Annotated in this window: 23 protein-coding genes and 1 pseudogene; 12 read left to right on the top strand and 12 right to left on the bottom strand. The window is 49.5% G+C overall.

The genetic code is table 11. The features are described from left to right. Window positions 1-139: 139 nt before the first annotated feature. The 7 genes from glgB to hldE form a co-directional block, all read right to left on the bottom strand. Entirely contained in the window at window positions 140-2,416 is a 2,277-nt protein-coding gene (gene glgB / locus B076_RS0102955) for a 1,4-alpha-glucan branching protein GlgB (RefSeq protein ID WP_051347143.1), read from the bottom strand. Between the two features lie 81 nt (window positions 2,417-2,497). Beyond that, complete coding sequence (gene malQ / locus B076_RS0102950; protein ID WP_028485989.1) at window positions 2,498-3,898, bottom strand: 4-alpha-glucanotransferase; 1,401 nt, start codon at window positions 3,896-3,898, stop codon at window positions 2,498-2,500. Between the two features lie 53 nt (window positions 3,899-3,951). Continuing rightward, a complete protein-coding gene (locus tag B076_RS0102945) occupies window positions 3,952-5,670 on the bottom strand; it encodes a glycoside hydrolase family 57 protein (RefSeq protein ID WP_028485988.1) in 1,719 nt (572 codons plus the stop codon). Between the two features lie 76 nt (window positions 5,671-5,746). Next, entirely contained in the window at window positions 5,747-7,015 is a 1,269-nt protein-coding gene (gene glgC / locus B076_RS0102940; protein WP_028485987.1) for a glucose-1-phosphate adenylyltransferase, read from the bottom strand. An 83-nt stretch (window positions 7,016-7,098) separates the two neighbouring features. Further along, window positions 7,099-8,226, bottom strand: a complete 1,128-nt coding sequence (locus B076_RS0102935) for a glucokinase (RefSeq protein WP_028485986.1) — start codon at window positions 8,224-8,226, stop codon at window positions 7,099-7,101. A gap of 97 nt (window positions 8,227-8,323) precedes the next feature. After that, the gene (locus tag B076_RS0102930) at window positions 8,324-8,935 is read right to left on the bottom strand and encodes a D-sedoheptulose-7-phosphate isomerase (protein WP_051347142.1); all 612 of its coding nucleotides are present in this window, start codon (window positions 8,933-8,935) and stop codon (window positions 8,324-8,326) included. After that, window positions 8,928-10,364 carry a bifunctional D-glycero-beta-D-manno-heptose-7-phosphate kinase/D-glycero-beta-D-manno-heptose 1-phosphate adenylyltransferase HldE gene (hldE, locus tag B076_RS0102925; protein ID WP_028485984.1) on the bottom strand — a complete coding sequence of 479 codons (1,437 nt, stop codon included), beginning with the start codon at window positions 10,362-10,364 and terminating at the stop codon, window positions 8,928-8,930. Before hldE ends, B076_RS0102930 begins: the two co-directional genes overlap by 8 nt. Before the next feature lie 307 nt (window positions 10,365-10,671). Here hldE and B076_RS0102920 point away from each other — a divergent pair, with 307 nt between their 5' ends. Genes B076_RS0102920 through B076_RS0102910 form a run of 3 tightly spaced genes read left to right on the top strand, consistent with a single transcriptional unit; the run spans window position 10,672 to window position 13,711 of the window. Next, window positions 10,672-11,346: an acyloxyacyl hydrolase gene (locus tag B076_RS0102920; RefSeq protein WP_028485983.1), complete on the top strand. Its 675-nt coding sequence runs from the start codon at window positions 10,672-10,674 to the stop codon at window positions 11,344-11,346. A 49-nt stretch (window positions 11,347-11,395) separates the two neighbouring features. Beyond that, complete coding sequence (locus B076_RS0102915) at window positions 11,396-12,337, top strand: KpsF/GutQ family sugar-phosphate isomerase (protein WP_028485982.1); 942 nt, start codon at window positions 11,396-11,398, stop codon at window positions 12,335-12,337. A gap of 21 nt (window positions 12,338-12,358) precedes the next feature. Next, complete coding sequence (locus B076_RS0102910; protein ID WP_028485981.1) at window positions 12,359-13,711, top strand: 3-deoxy-D-manno-octulosonic acid transferase; 1,353 nt, start codon at window positions 12,359-12,361, stop codon at window positions 13,709-13,711. A 7-nt stretch (window positions 13,712-13,718) separates the two neighbouring features. Here the strand turns inward: B076_RS0102910 and B076_RS0102905 are convergent, their stop codons facing one another. Further along, window positions 13,719-14,885 (bottom strand): NnrS family protein, encoded by a 1,167-nt coding sequence (locus B076_RS0102905; RefSeq protein ID WP_038150372.1) that lies wholly within the window; start codon window positions 14,883-14,885, stop codon window positions 13,719-13,721. Window positions 14,886-15,017: 132 nt separating this feature from the next. On the opposite strand from B076_RS0102905, the gene B076_RS0102900 reads away from it, so the two are divergent. From B076_RS0102900 to B076_RS11960, 5 genes are all read left to right on the top strand, one after another. Then, window positions 15,018-15,689, top strand: coding sequence for a TetR/AcrR family transcriptional regulator (locus B076_RS0102900; protein ID WP_028485979.1), 672 nt, complete (start codon window positions 15,018-15,020; stop codon window positions 15,687-15,689). Between the two features lie 12 nt (window positions 15,690-15,701). Beyond that, window positions 15,702-16,142 (top strand): cytochrome c, encoded by a 441-nt coding sequence (locus tag B076_RS11965; RefSeq protein ID WP_038150371.1) that lies wholly within the window; start codon window positions 15,702-15,704, stop codon window positions 16,140-16,142. A gap of 93 nt (window positions 16,143-16,235) precedes the next feature. Then, on the top strand, window positions 16,236-17,384 hold the full coding sequence (locus B076_RS0102890) for an efflux RND transporter periplasmic adaptor subunit (RefSeq protein ID WP_028485978.1): 1,149 nt from the start codon (window positions 16,236-16,238) through the stop codon (window positions 17,382-17,384). Continuing rightward, entirely contained in the window at window positions 17,381-18,529 is a 1,149-nt protein-coding gene (locus tag B076_RS0102885; RefSeq protein ID WP_028485977.1) for an ABC transporter permease, read from the top strand. The genes B076_RS0102890 and B076_RS0102885 overlap by 4 nt, the downstream gene beginning before the upstream one ends. Window position 18,530: 1 nt before the next feature. Further along, a complete protein-coding gene (locus tag B076_RS11960; protein WP_051347141.1) occupies window positions 18,531-19,259 on the top strand; it encodes an ABC transporter ATP-binding protein in 729 nt (242 codons plus the stop codon). A 79-nt stretch (window positions 19,260-19,338) separates the two neighbouring features. Here B076_RS11960 and tnpA read toward each other — a convergent pair. Then, window positions 19,339-19,734, bottom strand: a pseudogene (tnpA, locus tag B076_RS13140) (IS200/IS605 family transposase); the annotation flags it as partial. A gap of 114 nt (window positions 19,735-19,848) precedes the next feature. Here tnpA and B076_RS0102875 point away from each other — a divergent pair. The 4 genes from B076_RS0102875 to B076_RS0102860 all read left to right on the top strand — a co-directional run bounded on the left by B076_RS0102875 (window position 19,849) and on the right by B076_RS0102860 (window position 22,168). Beyond that, complete coding sequence (locus B076_RS0102875; protein WP_028485976.1) at window positions 19,849-20,196, top strand: hypothetical protein; 348 nt, start codon at window positions 19,849-19,851, stop codon at window positions 20,194-20,196. Window positions 20,197-20,206: 10 nt separating this feature from the next. Beyond that, window positions 20,207-21,346 carry an RNA-guided endonuclease TnpB family protein gene (locus tag B076_RS0102870; RefSeq protein WP_028485975.1) on the top strand — a complete coding sequence of 380 codons (1,140 nt, stop codon included), beginning with the start codon at window positions 20,207-20,209 and terminating at the stop codon, window positions 21,344-21,346. A 208-nt stretch (window positions 21,347-21,554) separates the two neighbouring features. Then, entirely contained in the window at window positions 21,555-21,821 is a 267-nt protein-coding gene (locus B076_RS0102865) for an AbrB/MazE/SpoVT family DNA-binding domain-containing protein (protein WP_028485974.1), read from the top strand. Then, complete coding sequence (locus tag B076_RS0102860) at window positions 21,818-22,168, top strand: type II toxin-antitoxin system PemK/MazF family toxin (protein WP_028485973.1); 351 nt, start codon at window positions 21,818-21,820, stop codon at window positions 22,166-22,168. Before B076_RS0102865 ends, B076_RS0102860 begins: the two co-directional genes overlap by 4 nt. 208 nt (window positions 22,169-22,376) lie before the next feature. Here the strand turns inward: B076_RS0102860 and B076_RS0102855 are convergent, their stop codons facing one another. From B076_RS0102855 to B076_RS0102845, 3 genes are all read right to left on the bottom strand, one after another. Continuing rightward, the gene (locus tag B076_RS0102855; protein WP_028485972.1) at window positions 22,377-22,637 is read right to left on the bottom strand and encodes a Txe/YoeB family addiction module toxin; all 261 of its coding nucleotides are present in this window, start codon (window positions 22,635-22,637) and stop codon (window positions 22,377-22,379) included. Further along, entirely contained in the window at window positions 22,630-22,884 is a 255-nt protein-coding gene (locus B076_RS0102850) for a type II toxin-antitoxin system Phd/YefM family antitoxin (protein ID WP_028485971.1), read from the bottom strand. The genes B076_RS0102855 and B076_RS0102850 overlap by 8 nt, the downstream gene beginning before the upstream one ends. A gap of 221 nt (window positions 22,885-23,105) precedes the next feature. Further along, window positions 23,106-23,669 carry a YqhA family protein gene (locus B076_RS0102845; RefSeq protein WP_084205692.1) on the bottom strand — a complete coding sequence of 188 codons (564 nt, stop codon included), beginning with the start codon at window positions 23,667-23,669 and terminating at the stop codon, window positions 23,106-23,108. Window positions 23,670-23,676: the final 7 nt, after the last annotated feature.

Below are 23,676 nucleotides of genomic sequence, written 5' to 3'. Positions count from 1 at the left end.
GCCGAAGCATCTCCCAAGACTGTGCACATAGGTTTGAGACCCTTCGACTTCGCTCAGGGTGACAGCAATAACCCTGTTTGAGATCCCTCCACTTCGGTCAGGATGACAGACTTTGTGCACGACGTTTTAAAATCCGTTTTTACCTCATCCCCAACACCAACACCGACAAAGGCGGCAAGGTGACTTCGGCGGAGCATGGCTGGTTCATCCACGGAATATCCTGGGTGAACACCATGCCGGCATTGCCGACATTACTGCCTCCATATATCTCGGCATCGGAATTAATGAGTTCCTGATAACTGCCGGCTACAGGCAAGCCAATCCGGTAGTTTTCCCTTGGTACCGGCGTGAAATTAAACACGCACACCAGTTTCTCCTGATCGGAATGACGGATGAAACTCAATATCGACTGCTGGTAGTCATGGCAATCAATCCATTCGAATCCTTCGCTGTCGAAATCGCGCGCATATAAAGCCGGATGGTTTTTGTAGAGGTGATTGAGCTCTTTGGCCAACAACTGCACCCCACGGTTCAAAGGTACATCACACAGATGCCAATCCAGCGATTGTGCGTCGTTCCACTCGTCCCACTGCGCAAACTCACAGCCCATGAACAGCAATTTCTTACCTGGGTGCAGGCTTTGATAGGCCAGCAACAAACGCAGATTGGCGGCTTTTTGCCAGTCGTCACCCGGCATTTTACCGATGAGCGAGCCTTTCAGGTGCACCACCTCGTCATGCGACAGCGGCAAAACGAAATTTTCCGAATAGGCGTACATCTGACTGAAAGTCAGCTGATTATGGTGGTAAGGGCGATAGATCGGTTCCTTTTCGAAATAATCCAAGGTGTCGTTCATCCACCCCATGTTCCACTTCATGGAGAAGCCCAATCCGCCCATCCAGGTCGGACGCGACACCATCGGCCAGGAGGTCGATTCTTCCGCCATCACCACCGCACCCGGACATTGCGAGTGCACTTCTTCGTTCAAGGCGCGCAAGAACTCGATGGCTTCCAGATTTTCACGGCCGCCATGTTTGTTGGGCAACCACTCGCCTGCTTCACGCGAATAGTCCAGATAAAGCATCGAGGCGACCGCATCCACCCGCAGGCCATCGATGTGCAACTCCTTGAGCCAATAGAGCGCATTGCTGATCAGAAAGTTGCGCACTTCGTTGCGGCCGAAATTGAAGATGTAGGTTCCCCAGTCCTGATGCTCCCCTCTGCGTGGGTCTTCGTGTTCATAGAGCGCGGTGCCGTCATAACGCCCGAGTGCGAATTCGTCTTTGGGAAAGTGCGCCGGCACCCAGTCCAGAAACACGCCGATATTATGCTGATGGCAGTAATCCACAAAATAACGGAAGTCGTCGGGTGAGCCGAAACGGCTGGTGGGCGCGAAATAACCGCTGGCCTGATAGCCCCAGGACTGGTCGAGAGGATGTTCGGAGACCGGCAAGAGCTCTATGTGCGTGTAGCCCATCCACTGCACGTATTCGACCAGACGATGCGCGATGTCACGATAGTTCAGAAACCCGCCGTCATCGGTCTTCTGCCAGGAGCCCAGATGCACCTCATAAATATTGATGGGCGACTTCTGCCAGTCAAATTCGGACAGGTATTCCTGCCAGGCCTGGTCATTCCACTGGTGTTTGGAATCGTAAACGATACAACCGGTGGCCGGACGATATTCCATGGATTGCGCATAAGGGTCGGTTTTGGTGAAACTGAGCCCGGTTTGGCGACTGCGGATTTCGAATTTATAAATGTCCCCAGAACGCAATCCCGGAACAAACAGCTCCCACACGCCGGACCCGCCCAAAACCCGCATCGGATGGCGCAAGCCGTGCCAACCGTTGAAGTCGCCCACCACCGAGACACGTTCGGCCGACGGGGCCCACACTGCAAAACGCACACCCGCAATCCCATCAACCGTGACCGGATGAGCCCCCAATACCTCATAGAGATGCCAGTGACGCCCTTCGGCAAACAGATGCAGGTCGAGTTCCCCAAGCTGCGGAAGGAAGGTGTAAGGTGAAACCGTCTGATGCTGCGAACCGTCGGCTTCAATCCAACGCAACGCATAATGTTGCGGCAATAGCTGTTTTTGTGCTTCCGTTAGGAGGGTCACAAACAGATCGCTGCCTTCAACCCTGTGCAATTCAATCGGCACATCATCTTGAATCAACAGACTCGCCGTTTCAGCAGAAGGCAACCACACCCGAACACACCAGGCCTGCCCATTTTCAGAATCTGAAATCGCCGGAGACAAGGATTCCCCATTTTGCGACAATCCCGCCACCGCGACGGCATCCAATCGATGACAGCCTAAAATGCCAAACGGATCGTGATGAGACCCCGTCTGCAGACGTTTGATGTCTTCTGCAAACAGCGTGTGGATGAGCGATGAAGTGTTCTGCATATTGTTTTCTATCCAATTAATTCTGTTAAAGCTCACTTAAAGACGAAGGCATGAGCGGCCTGATAAGGACGGTTGAAAAATTCACTCACACTGCGAGTTCGCCAATCGCCCGGTCTGCGCCAACAAAGCCTGTATTTTGGTGTCCAGCTCAAGGGGAAGATTCGCCCAATCGAACTGCCAGGTCCAATTGCCACCGGCCACACCGGGGACATTCATGCGATGTTCACCGTCCAGCATCAACCAGTCCTGCATCGGCACCACCGCCCGCCTGGCAACCGAATCCAAGGCACCGGCAATCAATGGCCAGGGCATTTGATGCGGCAGATCAGCCGCCGCGAGTTTATCGAAGGTAATGGGAGCCAGTTGTTCCATGACCCACTGCCTGGCCCCTTCGTCCAAACTCTCGAACCACCCCAAACTGGTGTCGTTATCGTGGGTGCCGGTGTAAACCACCGAATTCTCGACCTGCTCGTTCAAAGCATGTGGATTATCCGGCAAGCCATTGAAGCCAAACTGCAACACCGACATTCCAGGCAGGCCATAACGGTTCTTGAGTGCCACCACCTCGTCGGTGATGATGCCTAAATCTTCGGCCACCAAAGGCAAATCCGGGAAATCCGCCTGCAAGGCGTCCAGCAATTCCTGCCCCGGAGTTTCCACCCATCGGCCATGAATCGCGGTCTCTTCATTGGCGTCGATCTCCCAAGCGGCTTGCAGACCTCTGAAATGATCGATGCGTACCAGATCAAAATCGGCTAAAGCCGCCGCCACCCGCTGTCGCCACCAACTGAACTGGTCGACCCGCATGGCCTGCCAATGGTAATGCGGATTGCCCCAGCGCTGGCCGGTTTCCGAAAAATAATCGGGCGGCACACCGGTCACCACGGTAGGATTCAGATTTTCGTCCAGCTTAAACAACTGCGGATTGGCCCACACGTCTGCACTGTCATAGGCCACAAAAATCGGCATGTCGCCAAACAACTGAATGCCTTTGCGGTTGGCACTTTCTTTCAGCTTACGCCATCTTGCCTGCAAAGCATACTGCTGTTTTTTCAAAAGCTGTATCGCCGCATGGTGGTCTTGCGCAAATTCCTTCAAGGCGTCGCTTTCACGTGACTTGAGTGCATGCGGCCAGTCTCTCCAGGAGGCCAGATGATGCACCCTGCGAATCGCCATAAACAAGGCATAATCCTCCAGCCAGTGAGGTGGATGATTCAGAAAATCGGCAAAACCCTGTTCATCTAATTCGTCCAACCAGCCATCCGGCAAAAGCGCCGGATTCAATGCAAAAGCGGATACAGCCTGGTAGGGCGAACCGTCTTCGTGCGGTTCGGTCAAAGGCAACATCTGCCAGATGCTCAACCCTGCCGATTCCATCCATTCCAGAAATCGCCAGGCCTGTTCATTGAGTTGTCCGGGTTGTCCCGACTCATTCGGCAAAGAGGTGGGATGCAACAGCACACCGGCTTGTCTTGTATTCACAATCGTACCTCATCTGAAAACCGCATAAAAAAACTTGAAAGCCTAAACACCCGTCAGTTTCGGCGCATCGTCCCCGAATTCTCCATATCGCCACCACCCTGTGAAATCGGTGTCTGCAAAATGTCCGGTACGGCCTCGCCAAGCATCTGATACAGCTTGGTCAAATGGCGTCGATAGAGCTTGTCGAAATCCTGCACCGAATCCGACGGGTTGTAGTCGCCAAACCACCAGAACCAGTCGGAACCTTCGCAAATCGCCAACTGTTCGGTGACCTGCTCCAACTCCGACGGACTCAAGCGTCCGCTAGAAACCACCTCGTCAAAACAGCGTTTGGCTTCCACCAACAGATCCCATGCCAGGTTTTTGTCCTTTTCACCAATCCAGGTGGAAAAGGAACCGTACACCCAACTGCCTGCCTTGAGAATCGGCAGATGGCGCACCTTCGCACCCTGCTCCAGCGCATCGGCAAAGGTGGTCATTTGCACACGCTCACTTTCGGACAATTTGCAGTACAAAGTCGACAGAAAGTGATGTGCATTGTCCGAGTAATACTCCCAGGCGTTTTCACCGTCCAAAATCACGCTGACCACATGCTCTTCCACCTCTTCACCCAGGAAGTTGGCGATGTTTTCCATGTGTTGCACGAAATCGTTGGCGGCATCCTCTGGGTGCCAGTCTTTATATTGAAAACCGATCAAATCGGACAAGCCGTCATCACGGAAAAACAAGGAACAGTCTTGCGAAGCGTGCTGCAACGGCTGATAGAGCGCTCTTTTGCTGTGCAAATCATGCTGATCAAGATGAGAAGCCTCGCAGGAGTGACGCCACACGCCTTCGCCGGATGCCGTCCATTTAATGCCGTATTCATCCAATAGACCGACCGCAGCACTGCTCACCGCTCCTTCGGACAGCCAAACCCCGTTGGGACGCGTACCGAAATGTTCTTCATAGACCTTGAAGCCATGCTCCATATGCCATTTGGCACGTTCATAGCCATCCGGATAACCGGGTGATTTTGGCTTAGGTGCATCCGGCAAAGCATCGCGCATGCTGGCGAAATCGATCATTAAGGGCACAATCGGATGGCCGTAGGGCGTCATGGAAATTTCGATCTGGCCGCGTTCCATCAATTTACGATAACGCGGCACAATCGAGCCGACCGCGTCGGCCATAATCTCGACCAGAACACGCTGATCGGCACTATCGAAATGGCGTTTCTTGGCCATCAATTGATTGACTCGCGGATCTTCATGACGCAGGCTGATGCCCATCCACGCCAGGTGATACCACACCAGAAGGTCGGTGAAGAACTGCGGATTCAAATAGCCTAAACAGGTCGGGTCAATGCCCTCCGGAGCGCTGTTGCAGTTCACCAGGTCGATGAGCTCACGAAAATGCGGTAACACGTTGATCATAGTCGGTGCGTAGGCACGTTGACACACGGCGATCAGACGCTCACGTTCAGCAAGGTCATCCGGAATAGGGGTAATGCCGGCGGCCAGATTCAATAACGGATCCTGCATCGACTCGCCCTTTTCCAGCCAGGCCTGCATTTGCAGGTGGTAATCGCTCAACTGTTCCAGCAGCACCGGTGCGAAATTGACCACCACTCTTGCGTCCGGACAATTCTCCAGATGCCACACCATGTCGGTATAGTCTTTGATGGCATGCAGATAAACCCACGGCAAACGATAGGCACCATCCAACCCATCGCGATAGTGGGGTTGATGCATGTGCCAGCATAAGACGACTTTGATTTTTTTGTTTTTCATTTTGCCTACCGTTTGACCTGTTGATTTAAATTCAGGAACCTCTGCACGAATCAGATTGGATTCTGGCAGAGGTTCCTTAACGGACCGTATGCAGCTTCTGTCCGAGCATATCCGGTGTCACCAACACGATTCCGGAGCTTTCCTCCACATAAAAACGTTTGGCGTCTTCTTCCGGATCTTCACCGATGACGGTACCCGCTGGAATCAGGGTGCCCTTGTCGATGACGGCATTCTGGATTCGACAGTTGCGCCCGACTTCAACGCGAGGCAACAAGACCGAATCCTTGATATGAGAATAACTGTGCACTCGACCTCCACTGGAAATGACCGAACGTTTGATGCGTGCGCCGGAAATAATACAGCCACCCGCCACCATGGAATCGATGGCTTCACCACGACGCCCTTCGTCATCGAAGGTGAATTTGGCCGGCGGCATCTGCGCCTGGTAGGTCCAGATCGGCCAGTCGCGGTCGTAAAGGTTCAATTCCGGCTCAATCGAGCACAAATCCAGGTTGGCTTTCCAGAAGGATTCGATGGTACCCACATCACGCCAGTAAAGCGGCTTCTCTTCTTCGTCCACAAATGGGAAGGCACGCGCGTTCCACTCCTCGATGATGGAAGGAATAATGTCCTTGCCGAAATCGCGCGAGGAATTCGGGTCATCGCTGTCTTCAATCAGCTTCTGATAGAGGAACTCGGTAGAAAAGATGTAGATACCCATCGACGCCAAAGCGATATCCGGCTTGCCGGGCATCGCATCGGGATTGGCGGGCTTTTCGGCGAATTGGGTGATTCTCATATTCTCATCCACCGACATGACTCCGAAACCGGTGGCCTCCATGCGCGGCACTTCAATGCAGCCGATGGTCACATCTGCGCCCGAATTGGCATGATCCACCAGCATTTTGCTGTAATCCATCGAATAGATATGATCACCGCCCAACACCAACACATACTCCGGCGTATGGCGGCGCATGATGTCCAGATTCTGATAAAGCGCATCGGCGGTGCCTTTGTACCAATCTTTATCCACACGTTGCTGAGCCGGGAGCAGTTCGACAAACTCACCCACTTCGTAACGCATAAAACTCCAGGCACGTTGAATATGGCGAATCAAGGAGTGGGATTTGTACTGGGTGAGCACGCCGATCTTGCGGATACCGGAATTGACGCAATTGGACAACACAAAATCGACAATACGATACTTACCACCAAACGGCACCGCGGGCTTAGCCCGCCAGCGCGTCAGGTCTTTGAGGCGACTGCCTTCTCCCCCGGCCAACACCAGGGCCAGAGTCTTACGGGTTAGATCGGTTGCCGACTTGGTTTCACAATAATACTTCATGCAGTTATCCTCTTGCATTCCACGGAATTTATCAGGTATTCATTCTTCGTCGGCCAACGACCCAATCTCAATCAGAGGCTGGGTCACAGGCTTTGACTTTGGTTTAAGTTATATTGCATCGCTCCTTGCAGTCCGAGCGTTTCATCGGCCACCAGATATACGGGACGGCTTGCCACAATCGATTTCATGCGCCCTTTTTCCAAATAGGCTTCACGAAAATAAGGCAAACGCATCCACGCCTCGATCTTGCTGGCCACCCCACCGGCGAGAAACACCCCCTGTGGCGCATTCCAAAGCAGTGCGACTGCACCAACAAACGCCCCGTAAATGGTGACGAACTCGGTCATCGCCTTGACGGCCGCAGGCTCTCCCGCTTCGGCTCTGCTATGGATTTCTGAGGCACTAACCGAACCTTGATTCTCATTCCTACCCAGGTCTTCAGCAATAAACAAACCTAATTGATCATTTTGCGGGCTTTTAATTCGACTTTTTTTAAGCTTTTGTGAAGCATCCCTGACGTAACTGGTCGGGTAATCGAAATTGAGAAAGAATTGATAGAGTGTCTCCAGGCCGGGCCCGGACAAAACCCGCTCATAAGAGACGTGTTCGTATTCCTGCCATAGCCAATTGAGCAGACACTGCTGGGTTTCCGAGATGGGGGCAAAGTCAAAATGCCCGCCCTCATGCGCCACCGGAATCGAATGGGTTCCATCGAAAAAAACCGGAGCCACACCCAGTCCGGTTCCCGCGCCAATCACCAGAAAATTTCCCTCAAGCACAGGCCTGTCGAATTTGAACTCCAGTTCTTGACCGCCCTCTGGTTTATACAAGGTGTCGAGTTGTGATTTTGAAAGCGCTTCCACTCCCAAAGCGGCACCGTGAAAATCGTTAATGAAAAAAACTTGGTTAATTGAACAGGCCTGTTCAATTTCACCGGCATCGACCACCCATGGAAGATTGGTCAAACGAACCCGGGATCCGCTGACCGGACCAGGCAAACCAAAACAGGCGGAATCGATGGGATTGGAAACCGAATCGGTTTCAGAAAAGAAAGAGTGAAGAAAATGCTGGATAATCGATTGCAGAGAATCGAACTGCTCACAGAGGTAACGTTGCTGGGCAAGTGTTTGCCTTGCAGAAGAGTCTGGCTCGAATTCAATCAGTTGAAGCAGTGCTTTGGTTCCCCCGATATCCCCCGCCAGAAATAACATTTAAATGCCCTCTTGCCCGATAATATTTAAACGCGAAGGACATTCATAGGCGATGGCCTTATGCTGCCGAAATTCAGGCCAAAAGAGCCAACAATGGTTATTCTGTCGCATAAACCGAATCCAATCCTTCACATATCAAATGACTGATGACACTGTGCGCCTCTTGCGCCCGCGCCGTCTCCAATGTATCCACCTGAAAACAGACATCAGCCAACTCAGCGGCGCGATTGCGGCTACGTCCGGTCATCGCCACACAGAAACAACCTTTTTCTTTGGCGGCCTGCAAGGCCTGCACCACATTCTCGCTATTGCCGGAGGTGGACATCGCAATCACCACGTCCTGCGCCCCGGCCAGACCTTCAATCTGACGGGCAAACACCGAAGCAAACTCATAGTCGTTGCTGTGCGCGGTCAGGATCGAACTGTCGGTGGTCAGGGCGATGGAGGCGATTGGACGACGGTTTTTGACATAACGCACCATCAATTCCGCCGCCATATGCTGCGCATCGGCGGCACTCCCGCCGTTACCCAACCAGATGACCTTTCCGCCGGACTCGATCGCCTGCACAATATGCTCGGTGACTGCGCGGATACTGTCTGCCTGAGCCATCACCGATTCGATGGCTTGTTGATGTTCCTTCAAGGCGTGCTCGAAATCGATGTTCACGGTTTTATTGGCCAGCTGCTGTTCTTTCAATGGGCTACTCATCTAAACTTTCTTGACGTTCCGCTTCATGGATACGTTCAACAATATTGGTGGTGGAATAGCCCTGCCAGAAGGATAAGACCTCAACCGCCCCTCCATTCTGCCAAACACACTGCGAACCTGCAATCTCTTCCGGTCGATAATCACCGCCTTTCACCAATACGTCCGGCTTGAGCTTGCAGATCAGGCGTTCCGGTGTCTGCTCATTAAAGGGTACCACCCAATCCACACAACTCAAGGCGGACAACAACTCCATACGCCCTTCAAGCGGCACAATCGGACGGCTCGGCCCTTTGAGCATCTGTACCGATTCGTCTGAATTGACCGCCACAATCAGGCGTTCGCCAAGCTTGGCCGCCTCATTCAAATAGCGCACATGACCGCTGTGCAACAGATCGAAACAGCCGTTGGTGATGACCACTCGCTCACCATTGTTCTGCGCCAGTTCAACCAACTCCAACAATTCGTCCTCATTCATGGCCACATAGCCCTGATGACGCATCGACGCCTTGATAGCCTCATCCAACTCGGCTTTGGAAACCGTAGACGTTCCGACCTTGCGCACCACGATGCTGGCCGCCTGATTGGCCAAATGCACCGCATTCTGCAGGCTCATGCCACTGGCAAACCCGGTGGCCAGCGCCGCCATTACGGTATCACCCGCCCCGGTGACATCAAACACTTCCTGCGCTTGGGATTTCAACAGATACGGCTTTTCGGTTTTTGTCACCAACGCCATGCCGTGTTCGCTGCGGGTCACCAACAGCGCCTGCAGATCCAGTTCATTCAAAGCCTCTTCGGCCTTCTCGACCAAGGCTTCGGTTTGACCACAGGCCCCGACGATGGCCTCAAACTCACCCTGATTGGGTTTGATCAAAGTCGCACCGCGGTAAGGTGAAAAATCCGTACCTTTCGGGTCGATGAACACCGGCACGCCGGCCTGTTTGGCCGACGCTATCATCGGCTCAACACATTGCAACGCCCCTTTGGCGTAATCCGAAATCACCAACACATCATAATCCGCCACCTGCTGGGCCACCTTGTCCGCCAGCACCCGCGCCGGTTCCGCCGGCACCGGGTTTTCGAAGTCCATGCGAATCAGCTGTTGATGGTGACTCAACACCCGCAATTTGCAGATGGTGCCGCTGGATGAATACGCCCAATCCGAACTCACCCCGGACTCACTCAGCAATGTCTCCAGCTGGCGGGCATATTCATCTTCACCGACCACACCCAACAGATGCGCCTTAGCACCCAGTGCGGCTATGTTCAAAGCGACGTTGGCGGCCCCACCGGCACGCACCTCTTCGTCGGCCACCTTGACCACCGGAACCGGAGCTTCCGGCGAAATGCGACCGGCTCGGCCCGTCCAGTATTGGTCGAGCATCACATCGCCGACCACCAGTATTTTAGAGTGTGAAAAATCGTGCATAAATCAAATAGAAAGGTTCATTATCAGTAGAATCAAAAGGCTTCGAATTCGCTTTTAAACCACGTTTTTTATTGGGCCTTAAATTACCCATAAAATGGTTTAAATCGATTAGAATATATCGGGCACCTCGAATACCCCCTGTTTGATTCTGCGGAGCTTAAAGGCCACTTTCTCGTTGTTGTGCATCTTGACCTTAGAATGCTAAGGACGGCGATTCACGCCTAGAGTTAGTAGCCTTTAAGTTCCGCAGAATCGAATCAGGGGTTATTCGAGGTGCCCATTGATTAGTTTAGCAGGAAACCCTTTAATGCACAGTTGGAAAAAACAGTTTTCTTCACGGTTCGCTCAATTCGCGTTACTGAGTACCGTTTGCCTCAGTTGGCTCGCCCCTCAAAACGCGATGGCGGGCAAGTCCAATAACGACCCGATGACGCTGGCGATTGCCGGCTCGCTGCTCTCATTCGGCATGGCCTGCTACCAAGGCAAAGCGCCGTGTTCGCTTTCACCGGGCATCGACACCGACAAATTGACGGTGAGTTTTGACCAGGGTTCCGACAACACCATCCAACACCTCCGCGTCGCCCTGGGTGCCGATTGGAAAGAAAAATTCTATGAATCCCCAAACTTCGAGATCGCCGGTCGCTGGGAATTCAACGCCAACCACTGGAATTCGACCCGCGCTAACCCGGATAATGAGCAAGGCTATATTCTCGGCATCACCCCGCTGTTTCAGTACAGCTACAAGTTTTCAAAATTTGATCTTTATATGGAAACCGGTGCCGGCCTGTTGTGGTTGGATGACCCCACCATCGAAAACGAATTCAAATCGACCCAGTTTCAATTCGGTGACGTCTTCGGCTTGGGCATGAAAAACAAGGATTTTGAAATAGGCTACCGTTATCTGCATATTTCCAATGCCGGTATTGAGATGCCTAATCCTGGAACCGATTTGCACAACCTCCACTTGGGTTATCGCTTTTAACAACCAGACTCACATAATAAATAACAACGATTGACTGAACGGAATCCACATGTCTACAGATTATCAAACCATCGCCAAACGTGTTTTTGACATTGAAGCGCAAGCCATCCAACACCTCAAAACCTTGTTGGACGAAGACTTCAACGGCAGCGTAGAGGCCATCCTCAAGACCCAAGGCCGTGTGGTCATCTGCGGCATGGGCAAATCCGGGCTGATCGGCAAGAAAATCATGGCGACCTTCGCCAGCACCGGTACCCCCTGCTTCTTCATGCATCCCGGGGAAGCCTTCCATGGAGACTTGGGCATGGTCGCGCCGGACGATGTGTTTCTGGCTTTATCCAACTCAGGCGAAACCGAGGAGGTCATCCGTTTACTGCCGTTTCTGAAGGATAATGGCAATGTCGTCATCTCTATGACCGGACGCCCGCAGTCAACGTTAGCCAAAAACGCCGATTTTCACTTGAACATTGCTGTGCCGCAGGAAGCCTGCCCTCACCAACTGGCTCCCACCTCTTCAACCACGGCCACCCTGGTGATGGGCGACGCTTTGGCGGTGGCCTTAATGGAAGCGCGTGACTTCCAGCCGCATGATTTTGCGCGTTTTCATCCCGGCGGCAGCTTGGGACGCAAATTATTGGTGCGCGTCAAACACGAAATGACCTCAAGCAATTTGCCGATGGTCAAAGCCGACGCATCGGTATCGGAAGTGATCCACACCATGAACGAAGGGCGTCTTGGGCTGTGCATCGTGGACGCCGGGCGCGGCATCATCACCGATGGCGACCTGCGCCGTCACATGGAACAGGACACACAAGGTTTTATGAACAAAACCGCGGCCGATTTGATGGGCACCACTCCCAAGACCATCTCCAGCGAAGCGCGTCTCAATGAAGCCGAAGAGCTGATGAATCAGCACAAAATCACCTCCTTGCTGGTTGAGGAAGCGGGGAAGATCGTCGGTGTCATTCAAATCTACGATTTGAACCGCTAAGACATCCGGCGGCGAGCAGATATGCGACTTGGCCTTTACCGCACCTTGACCTTTCTGGTCCTTCCGCTGATTGCCTATTCTGGCTGGAAGCGCTGCAAAAAACACCAGAAACAGCAACAAAGCCATCCTGACTTGCCGGCCATTCCACACTGTTTCGCCTCGCGTTTCGGTCGCAACCCGCAACCCTACCGAACCGGCGGCATCTGGATCCACGCCGTCTCGGTCGGTGAAACCCGTTCGATTTTCCCGATGCTAAGCGCACTCAAACAGCAATATCCAAACCTGCCGATCACCGTCACCAATGGTTCGACTCAAGGCGCAATCCAGGCGCTGGAGTTTGCCCCGGTGGAGATTCAGCATCAAATGATTCCGTACGACTTCCCCTTTGCGGTAAATCGTTTTCTGGATCAGATCAGACCCAAACTAGTGATCATGATCGAAACCGAAATCTGGCCCAATCTCTACCAGGCCTGCTCAAAGCGCAAAATCCCAATTATTCTGGCCAACGCACGCCTTAAGGAGCAATCTTTTGATGCTTACCAGAAATGGGGCGGAAAAATGCTCGAAACGGCTCTGAATCAAACCCAATTCATTGCCGCACAATTCGAAGTGGATGCGCAGCACTTTATCAAACTGGGTGCCCGGCCCGAAAAGGTCAAAACGCTGGGGAATTTAAAATTCGATTTGGAAATTTCGGCAGGCCTGTTTGAAAAAGCTCACGAATGGAAAAAAACCAACCAGCTTGAAGAACGTTTCACCTGGGTGGGAGCCAGTACTCACGCCCATCCGCACCAGCCCAATCAAGTCGAAGCCAGTGAAGAAAGTCTGCTGTTGCAAGCGCATAAACAGCTTTTGAAAACGCACCCCAACGCTTTGCTGATTCTGGTTCCCAGACATGCCGACCGTTTCGGTGACGTGGCCGAGCTGCTGGCACACAGCGGCTTGAATTTTGCACAACGCAGCCTTGACCAAAAGATCACCGAAACCACTCAAGTTTATCTGGCCGACAGCGTCGGCGAACTGATGCAGTGGTTTGCCGCCAGCCACATCGCCTTCATCGGCGGCAGCCTGGTGCCGTTTGGCGGACACAATATCCTTGAACCGGCCGCTCTTGGAAAACCGGTGATTTCCGGTTCATACTATGCCAATCTAGATGCGTTGTTCCAGACCTTCATTCAGGATGATGCGCTGAACATTGTCAAAGACAGTCAGGCGCTTGCAGACACCTTAATCGACTTTGCAAACTATCCAGAAAAACAAATTTTGCAAGGAAAGAAAGCGCAGCAAGCCTTTGAGAAAAACAGCGGCGTGCTCCCAAAGTTAATGCATGAAATCCACGCAGTACTCGAATCCAAACCTACTATAAGTAGTTGAATCCGTACTACAGCAACACTCCGTGACTACGCTTGGGGCCTGGAGTCAATAGAATCCTGCCGTAAAGCGTCAACAACCCCATAAAAGCCAGCGCCCAGCCCCACTGACTGACCCCAATCCAAAATACATAATTTGCAGGGTCCAGCCATGGCATAAAAACCCGCACTGTGCCATTTATAGCCAACAATGCAAATACCCAACCCACGCCAAAACCGGCGATTTGGGGCGGTTCAAAAACATTTCGATTGGTATGCCCCAAGGCAATACGCGCCAAGATGGCAGAACACAACAATCCAATGCCACCAGCGGCCAATGCATGAATTGCCACCGTGGCGGGTATCCAGCCCAGCCCAACCAAACCGTACAGCGCCATCCCCATAATCATAAATGCATACGAAAGATACAGCGGCCAGATGAGCACCACGCTCCAAATTCGCGGATGATACCAGCTCCACCAACGCCATCCGTGCACCCCCGCCAGAATCAAACCGGTCAGAGCCATCAGGAAACTGTGCGGCCACCATACTGCCAACACCATCAGCAACAAAAAGCCGCCCAGTGCAATGCTATCGATCCACTTAGATTGCTTGAACGGCCGAAGTTGTAACGCCTTTTCGGTAAAAAAAGGCATCAGGCGGCGCATCATGGTGAGATTAATGGCCAAAACTAAAAACAGACCCAATAAAATACCGTTTTGCTCACCGTTTTCCAACAGGCCTGTAGCACCGCCATAAAACAGTGCGTTAGCCACAATGATCAGTAAAAACTTTGCGGCTAACCCAGCCTGATTCCACAAACGCCTACGCCAAACCGGCCAAAAGAAATGAACAAACAAGCCAAACGTAAATGCCATGTCGAGCCCCATAACCCACACCAAGGGAAAATCGGCTAAAAATGCAATACGCGCGCCTAGCCATAGAAAGAACAGGCAGGCTAGCTTCCAACCGGAGGCGGAATTCTGACCCGACCAGTTCATCACTGCCGTGAGAAGAAAACCACTGACCGTTGCAAGGGCATAGCCAAACACCATCTCATGAGCATGCCAATAGACACCGCTTACACCAGCAAAGACACTGGAAGCCGGATACGCCTGCCACCACGTTAACATGGCCACCACTGAAAACAATGCGCCCCCTAAAAAGAAAGAACGAAACGCACGCTCAAAAAAATACATGATTGACTCCTTTGCACTCTCGTCATCGACTGATTCCGAGCATTGATTACTCCAAATTGTATACAGGACCATTGATTATTTTAACTAATTAGTTAAACTATTTAGTCAAATTTATCTATTTTTGGAAACGCCATGCCACCAACCCGCCTATCACCTGAGACCATCGCAACGCGAGTGAGAGTGAAAAAACCCAATAAAACCGCGCAACACATTCTCAAGGTGGCGACACAGATGTTTGCCGAAAAAGGTTTTGACGGCACCATAATGGATGAGCTATGTGAACGCAGTGGTGTTAACAAGGCCAGCATTTACTACCACTTTGGAGACAAAGCCACACTCTATGACACCGCCTTGACCGATTTGTTCAAACGCGTTGCAGACCCAATTTTATCTGCGGTCGCTCAAAGGGAAACCCCTCAACAGAAGTTGCACACTTTTATTGATATGTTCGCACGCACTGCGAGCCACACACCGGCCATGCCTGCCGTCTTGATGCGTGAGCTTGCATCTGGCGGTATCCACATGCCAGTTTCCGCCCGGGAACAGATGCAACGTCTGCTGTTTGCACTCAAAGTCATCCTGAAAAGTGGTTACGAACAAAACCTCTTCAAAAGGACAGACCCTTTAACCATTCAGTTCATGGTGATTGGAACCCTGTGCTTTTTTATCAGCAGTGAACCGATGCGACTGGCTATCCCCTCTCAGGCCAAGCTAGATCCAAACCTCGATGAAACCATTGCCGAACTGATTCGTATCATTGAATCGGCATTATTACTTTCCCCTTCTACATACAATCAAACTTAAAGAGGCTCTACCATGAGACACAACACTTATATCGGATTTTTTCTAATCTATTCATTACTGACAGGATTGTGGGTTTCCAACGTGCAAGCTGAAGACAAGCGCACGACAATCTGGTTGAGCGAGACGGAACGCAATACGGTACTTGAAGAAATGCGCCAATTTCTTGTTGCCAGTCAGGCTATTCTTCAAGGCACGCTAGATGAGGACATAGACAAGGTTGAAACCGCTGCGCGTGAAGTAGGCCTCAAACAACTCAGGGGCATGTCGGCTGAACTCAGCGCCAAGCTGCCGCAGGAATTCAAGGCATGGGGTCCGCAAGTCCATCAGGAATTTGAAGAAATCGCCAACGAAGCCGCAACATTAGGCGACGCTAATGAAATATTAAATCGTTTGGCAAAGTTGCAAACGCTGTGCATTCAATGCCACGCAACTTACCGATTGGAACGCGACTAAATCAGACCATGTGAGATAAACTGAAACACGACCCGTGCTAAGCTCTCTAATGGGCATCTCGAATAATGTTTTGACGATTTATAAGGAGTCGTTATGAAAAGATCTTTTATCCGTTGGGGGGCCGTACTGGGTATTGTACTCATTGGATCTGCAGCCTTTTACACCTATATCTATCAACCCAAATCTACATACCAGAGTGTGTCGCCACAGAGCGGGACATTTGATGTATGGATTCAAGGCATTGGCGAGCTGGATGCCCAGCTTATTTATGATCTGGGGTTTCCGGTAAGCGGTCGCATGACCGAACTCCATGCAGACCACGGAGACAGGGTCAAAGCCGGCGCGCTCTTGGCGCAACTGGATGCATCCGAACTGATGGCCACGCTTGAAGAGACACAGGCCTTTCTAGAAAAAACCCAACTAGAAATACAAGCGACCCAACAAGACATACAGCTCAATCAGGAACGTTACAATCTGTCCAAATTGCTGTATGACCGAAACAAAATAATGCTGCAAAAACAAGCCATTTCACAAGCCCAATTTGACGAATCTGAATCCAATAAATTACAAGCGAATATTGCTTTGGAATCTTCAAAAACCCGTCTTAAATTGATTCGTGCCGAACTCAATCGCATCGAGAAAAGCCGTGATGTGATTCAGGCTAAACTCGATAATCTTAAGCTCTATGCCCCGGTTGACGGCATTATTATCGAACGTATGGCCGAAGTGGGTGAAAGTCCGATGCCGGGGCAGCCGGTTTTTAAAATGATTCAACCCGATTCCTTATGGGTTAAAGCGTATATCGATGAACGCGTCAGCGGGCAATTGGCCCCAAACCAGCCGGCTGAAATACGCTTGCGCTCTCAGCCCGAACATACCTTTAACGGCTACGTGAAACGTATTGATGCCCAAAGTGATCCCGTCACACTTGAGCGCGTCGTTTATCTAGGGTTTAATCCCCCCTTGCCTGAACCGTTTTTGTACGAACAAGCGCAAATAAAAATTCATACTCACACCTTAGAGCAAACGCTCAACCTGCCAAACGCCGCACTGAGCATCTACAAAACCCAACATGGACTTTGGTTAAATCAAGCGGGTCGTGCGCACTTTATGCCGATTGACGTCTTGGCCAGCAACCCCACGCACTTCGCTTTTCAGGCTGACCTGGATCTCAACACCCGGGTTATTGTGCCCCATAAGGACAAAAAGCCCTTATTCGAAGGGGCAAGGGCCTTACAATGATCAATTTAGCCAATAAAGACATACGCCACACCCTGAGCAAATTCATTGTCACGGCCATGGGCGTGGGCATGTTACTGGGAATTGTGTTAATTATGATTGGGGTTTATCGCGGCATGGTCGATGATGCCCGCATCCTTTTAAGCGATATTCAGGCGGATTTATGGGTGGTTCAACAACATACATTAGGGCCCTTTGCCGAGTCTTCACGCCTGCACCAAGATTTACAAGATACGCTTAAAAGTTTTGATGGCATCGCTCAAACCGCGGCCTTGACCTTTCAGAACATACAGTTATTCAACCGACAAAATCAAGCCATCCGGGTGTTGGCCGTAGGGGTTGATCCGCTTGGTGACTTTCAAATCATACCGCCTCATCGCCTTAAAGCCGGGCGTGTACTGCAAGCACAACACTTTGAAATGGTGGTGACCGACAAAACGGGCTTTCAATTAGGAGAGCGCCTATCTCTGGGTCGAGATACCTATACGGTGGTCGGCGTGACCGAAGGCACCGTTTCATCCGGTGGAGACCCATTGGTCTACATCAGTTTAAAAGACGCACAAAATGTGCAGTTTTCATACTCCAACCCCAGAATTCGCAATGATCGCGCGCGCGGCCAACCTACGCAAGCCACGCAACTGGTTAATACCGTGGTGGCCAAGGTCAGGCCGGGGTATCTGCCGGAAAAAGTCGGCGCTCACATGAATGAATGGAAACACCTCACCACCTACACACACGAGCAACAAACCACCATTTTAAGTAAAAATCTCATTGAACGTTCCTCTAAACAAATCGGGCTGTTCACCGCCATTTTAGTATTGGTCAGCGGCATCATTATTGGCCTGATCATCTACACCATGACGCTGGAAAAAATGAAGGAAATTTCCATTATGAAACTGATCGGCATTCCCAACCGCATGGTCGTGCAAATGATTATGCAGGAGACCTTAATGCTGGGCAGCATCGCCTTTGTTTTTGGCAATGTCTTTGCCCACTTAATCTATATTCAATTTCCCAAGCGCGTGGTGCTGTTGTGGCCCGATTCGATTGCGCTGTTTTTTGTCATTTTGTTTGCCTCCTTTCTCGCGTCATTGTTTGGCGTTTACAAAGTCATGAAAGCCGATCCAGCCGCCGCCATTGGAGGGTAATATGAAGCACAGTGGGATACGCGTTGAAAACCTAATGAAACAGTTTGGCGAGGGCGACAACGCCGTTAGCGTCATCAAAGGAGCCAGCTTTGAAGTTGAAAAAGGAGAGCTGGCCGCCTTAATTGCACCCAGTGGTGCCGGGAAAAGCACCCTGTTAATGATGATTGGCTGCGTTCTGGAGCCCAGCTCAGGTAAAATCTGGCTAGGCGATACCCTGGTCTACGACAATAACTGGAGCAAAGCAGACACACGCGCTTTACGCAGAGAAAAAATTGGATTTATTTTTCAGGCACACTATCTCATCCCTTTTCTCAACGTACTTGAAAATGTCAGCCTTTTACCCCTCACCAATAAGCAGAGTGAAGAGCAAGCCACTCAAATCAGTTCGGAATTTTTGACCTATCTTGGACTGGAAGAGAAATTACATGCCATGCCCAGCGATTTATCGGGCGGACAGAATCAACGCGTCGCGATTGCGCGTGCCTTAGCGACCCATCCAGAAATTATACTAGCCGATGAGCCGACTGCGGCACTGGATATTGAACGCGCACACAGCGTGGTCAAATTGCTTAGGGATATTGCCAAAAGTCAAAAAGTCGCGATTATCATGGTCACTCACGACGAGCGACTGCTCACCTATTGCGACAAAATCCTTAAAATTGTGGCGGGTAAAATCGAGACCATTGACAATCGTGATTTTGAAGAAGGACAAAACAATCCTGTAATTTAAATGGCTATTTGCAAACTGAGGTTGGAATTTAGCAAAACTGCCCGAAAACCCTCGCCTAATGCGGGTGGGGATGAAAGGGCTAATCAGGCGTAGCCTGATTTTCCACATATTTACGCAAAGTTTCAATCGTTGCGCCACCTGCTGAACTCGCAAAGTACGATCTTGACCATAATGCAGATGATTGGCTTTGGCGAGATAGGTGTGGGTTAAAATGCCGTACCATTCGAGAAGAAACCGATTTAAGATTGTTTACCAGCACGCTAATGGCTAGTTTTGGTGGGTAAGAAACTAACAAGTGAACGTGGTCAGATTCACCGTTAAACTCCATTAATTCACACTCTAGTTTTTCACAAGATGACTTAAAAGCATTTTCAAGTTGCGGATACATATAACTCTCTAGCAACTTTCTCCTATATTTTGTTGTAAAAACCAAATGCACGACTAAATGTGACACGCTGTGATGTTTTCTAAGATAATTATCGCTAGACCGGCCAGGGTAATTGTCGCTTAATAATTTTCCTGTACACTCACTTGACAATGCCTCTTTAATAGCTTATAGATGAAGAATATTAAGCAGGAACACTGAATAATGCAATATCAGTTTAAAATTAAAGGTTTTACAGAAACGGGAAATCCAGGAGTTACTTTCTCTTGCGAGCATTGCGGTAGAGTTGATTTGGGTACTTTGACTAGCTATATGTATTCTGCAAACCTTAAAATATCTCCGAGAGAGAATATACAAGGGGCTTGCAATGAATTTATAGAGAGGATAAACAGCAGTGATTTTGATATTTTCCCTAAGAAAAAAACAGCAAAAAAACTAAAAGATGCAGTATGTAATTGCAATCATGATGTTATAGATATTGAATATGTTCGAGCGGTCAGAAGAGCTCAAGGTATTCTTAAGGTGGGCCTTGAGCAGATGAGTGAACGATAGAATTAAGCGTATGTTAAAAGCAACGAAAGTCAGAATTTACCCAACCAAAGAACAGATTGAGTTTTTAAATGCTCAGTTTGGGGCGGTACGTTTTGCTTTTAATCGAGGTTTGGCGATTCAGTCACATTTCTATAAGGTCAAAGGTGTTAGCTTAAAACCACTAAAGGACATTAAGCCGTTATTGTCAAAAGCGAAAAAATCACGTAAATATCAATGGCTCAAGCAGTACGACTCGATTGCATTGCAGCAAGGAGTTATTCAACTTGATAAAGCGTTTCAAAACTTCTTTAATCCAAAATTAAAGTCTCGTTATCCAAGGTTCAAATCCAAGTATGGCAAGCAATCTAGCTACCACTGCACCAATGTTTCAGTCGGTGATGATTGGATTAAGATTCCTAAATGCCAACCGATTCCAGCAAAAATCCATCGTGATATCCAAGGCCAAGTCAAAAGCATTACGTTATCAAAAACAACCAATGGCAAATATTACGCTTCAATCTTGATAGAAGAAGGTGTTGCTCTACCCGCACCCGTCCAAACAATCAAAACAGCCGTTGGGCTGGACTTGGGTTTAACGGACTTCTTCACTGCTTCAAATGGTCACGTTGAGGTAAATCCTCGCCATTTGAGAAGTGCAGAACGAAACTTAAAGCGTAAACAGCGCCAGTTGTCACGCAAGAAAAAGGGGTCAGCCAATCGTGCAAAAGCACGAAGAGTACTGGCAAATGCTCACGAAAAACTCAGAAATATTCGCAACGATTTTCAGCATAAACTCTCTCGCACACTGGTTGACGAAAACCAAGCGGTCATTGTCGAGACGTTGAAATCCTCGAATATGATGAAAAATAAACATCTTGCTAAAGCAATCGGTGATGCCGCATGGAATAGTTTTATTTCCAAACTGGAATATAAGGCAAAAGCCAAAGGTCATTATCTGCACAAGCTTTCGCAGTGGTTTGCAGGCTCTAAAACCTGCTCATGCTGTGGTCATAAGATGGATGAAATGCCACTAAATATCCGTGAATGGTTATGTCCGAGTTGTTCAACTCGCCATCATCGTGATGTCAATGCGGCAATCAACCATTTAAAGCAAGGCATGATTGAACTTAAAGCGGCTGGACTGTCGTTTTCGCTTGCGGAGTCTGTGTAATTCAATCATTAATTTGATTGTTATGGACGTTGAAACAAGAAGCCTCGCCCATAGCCTTTAGGCGACGGGCGGGGAGTGGTCACCGTTTTGACGAATCTTAATGCTGCCCCGTTTTGTGCAAAAGTTGGTAGAAGCACTTGTTTAACAGATTAAACATTTATACAATGTATAAACAAAGATGTACGCCGACATTATAGGGGCCGTTGTTATGAGTATTGCAATAGACACTAAAATACAAAAATGGGGTAATGGGCTTGGACTTAGGGTTTCAGGCTTAATGAGAGATATTCCTCATTTTGAGGAAAATACACCAGTTACCGTAGAAATTTCAGAGGATGGGTTTACCGTTAAAAAAGCACAGCAAAGCATTAATCCACTGCCTTTTACCGAAGAGCAATTGCTTGTTGGTCTGAATCCTAATACAGCACACAGCGACTTAGTACCCGTTACTTTGGAAAGCGAGTGGACTGAATGAGTGACCACTACATTCCTGATAGAGAAGATATTATTTGGCTGGATTTTGAGCCAACTAAAGGCAAAGAGATAGGCAAATATCGACCTGCATTTGTACTGTCTAGCAAAGCTTATAATCAACAAACTGGATTGCTAATTTGTTGCCCTATCAGTACAAGCATTCGAGGTGGATTAACCGAGGTTCCACTCAAAAACTTAGGCAAACCATCAGTGGTTGCTTCAAGTCTGGTGCAAACACTGTCTTGGAAAGAACGCAAGGCGAAGTTCATCACCCAATCTGAGAGCGGCGTTTTAAACGCTGTGTTACAAAGACTGCTTCCGCTTATCGGTGCCTTAGAAATCGTTTAAAAAAGGGGCAGACCTTCATTCAGGATGATGCCCTGAACGTTGTCGAAAATAGCAATACGCCTGCAGACACCTTAATCGACTTTGCAAACAATCCAGAAAAACAAATTTCGCAAGGAAAGAAAGCGCAGCAAGCCTTTGAGAAAAACAGCGGCGTGCTCCCAAAGTTAATGCATGAAATCCAATCAATTCTGGATTAAACCAGCTAATTCTAATAATGATAGCGGCAAGAGATAATGGTTATTTGACTGCTATCTATCGCATAGACCAACCGATTAGTTTCATCAATACGCCTTGACCAAAGCCCAGAAAGGTTTTCTTTGAGCGGTTCAGGCTTGCCTATTCCCTCAGATGGAGAACGCATAATGTCTCGAATGAGTTTATTTATCCGCTTCAAAGTCTTTTTATCTTGTGTTTGCCAATACTCATAATCAATCCAAGCTTTCTCAGTCCAAGCCAGTAGCTCAATCATCAATGAGCCCTTTTTGAATCATTTTTCCTGAACGGTACTGTTCAATCGATTCCTTCAGGTGGGCAGCATTAGCTGGGGATTTCAGTAAGTGTACCGTCTCCATCAAACTATCAAAGTAATCTTGGGACATGACAACGGCGTTTTCGGCATCTCTGCGCGTGATAATGGTGAAATCGGCATTTTCAACAACGGAATCTAAAACGGTTTTTAAACTGTTCCTAGCATCGGTATAGCTTACGACTTGCATTAGGGTACCCCTAATATTGAATTAAAATGCCATTATCCTACATGTACAGCAGATTGTACATAAAGTTTAATGGATAAAACATTTTGGGTTTAAGCGCTCCCTTTAGCATCGAATATTTACAACCCGAAAACGATATAATTGGTGAACAACAATGTCTTATTCGACAGGCATTAAAAAAGCCCCATTCAAGGGGCTTATAGAAACTCGGTCAATCGAGCCGGTTAGTGGTAGGCTTTATGAGAAAGGTACAAAGCCAGAGCCACCAGCATGATTGCCAAGGAGTAATACAACAACTCCAGCGGCTCGGTCGGCTTGAGGAAAATGGCCTGTTCGAAAAACATTACGATCAGAATCAGCACAATCACTTTGGCCAAACGGTCTTTCAAGTCATCCAGCGAGTTGATAAACAAAATATTGCTGGCTCCGTGTTTGGTGCCGGCAATGTCGATTTTGGAAATAAAGAGTTCGTACAGACCCAAAGAGAAAATCAACAGGATTGCGCCCAACAAGAAGCCGTCGACCGACCCGACCACATGCGCGACCGTTTGCGCTTTTAGCATAGCGCGTCCAGCGTCGTCCAACTCGTGGTAATGGGTCAGATGCGAAATCGTATAGAAGATGTCCACCGAAGTCAGGTAAAAGACCCCAAAGGCGGTGATCAAGCTGGCGATGACGGCGACCAACACCACAAAACGGCTATTCCACAAAGCCGCTTCAAAATAGACTTCCGCCTTACTCGGCTTGTGCTCTTCGGTTGAACAAGGTTCCACAGGTTTGTTTTCCATGCTTAAA

This window comes from Thiomicrorhabdus chilensis DSM 12352 (assembly GCF_000483485.1).
Classification (GTDB): Bacteria; Pseudomonadota; Gammaproteobacteria; order Thiomicrospirales; family Thiomicrospiraceae; genus Thiomicrorhabdus; species Thiomicrorhabdus chilensis.
Note: the sequence above shows the minus strand (reverse complement) of the source record. Positions and strands in the feature narration are given on the sequence as shown.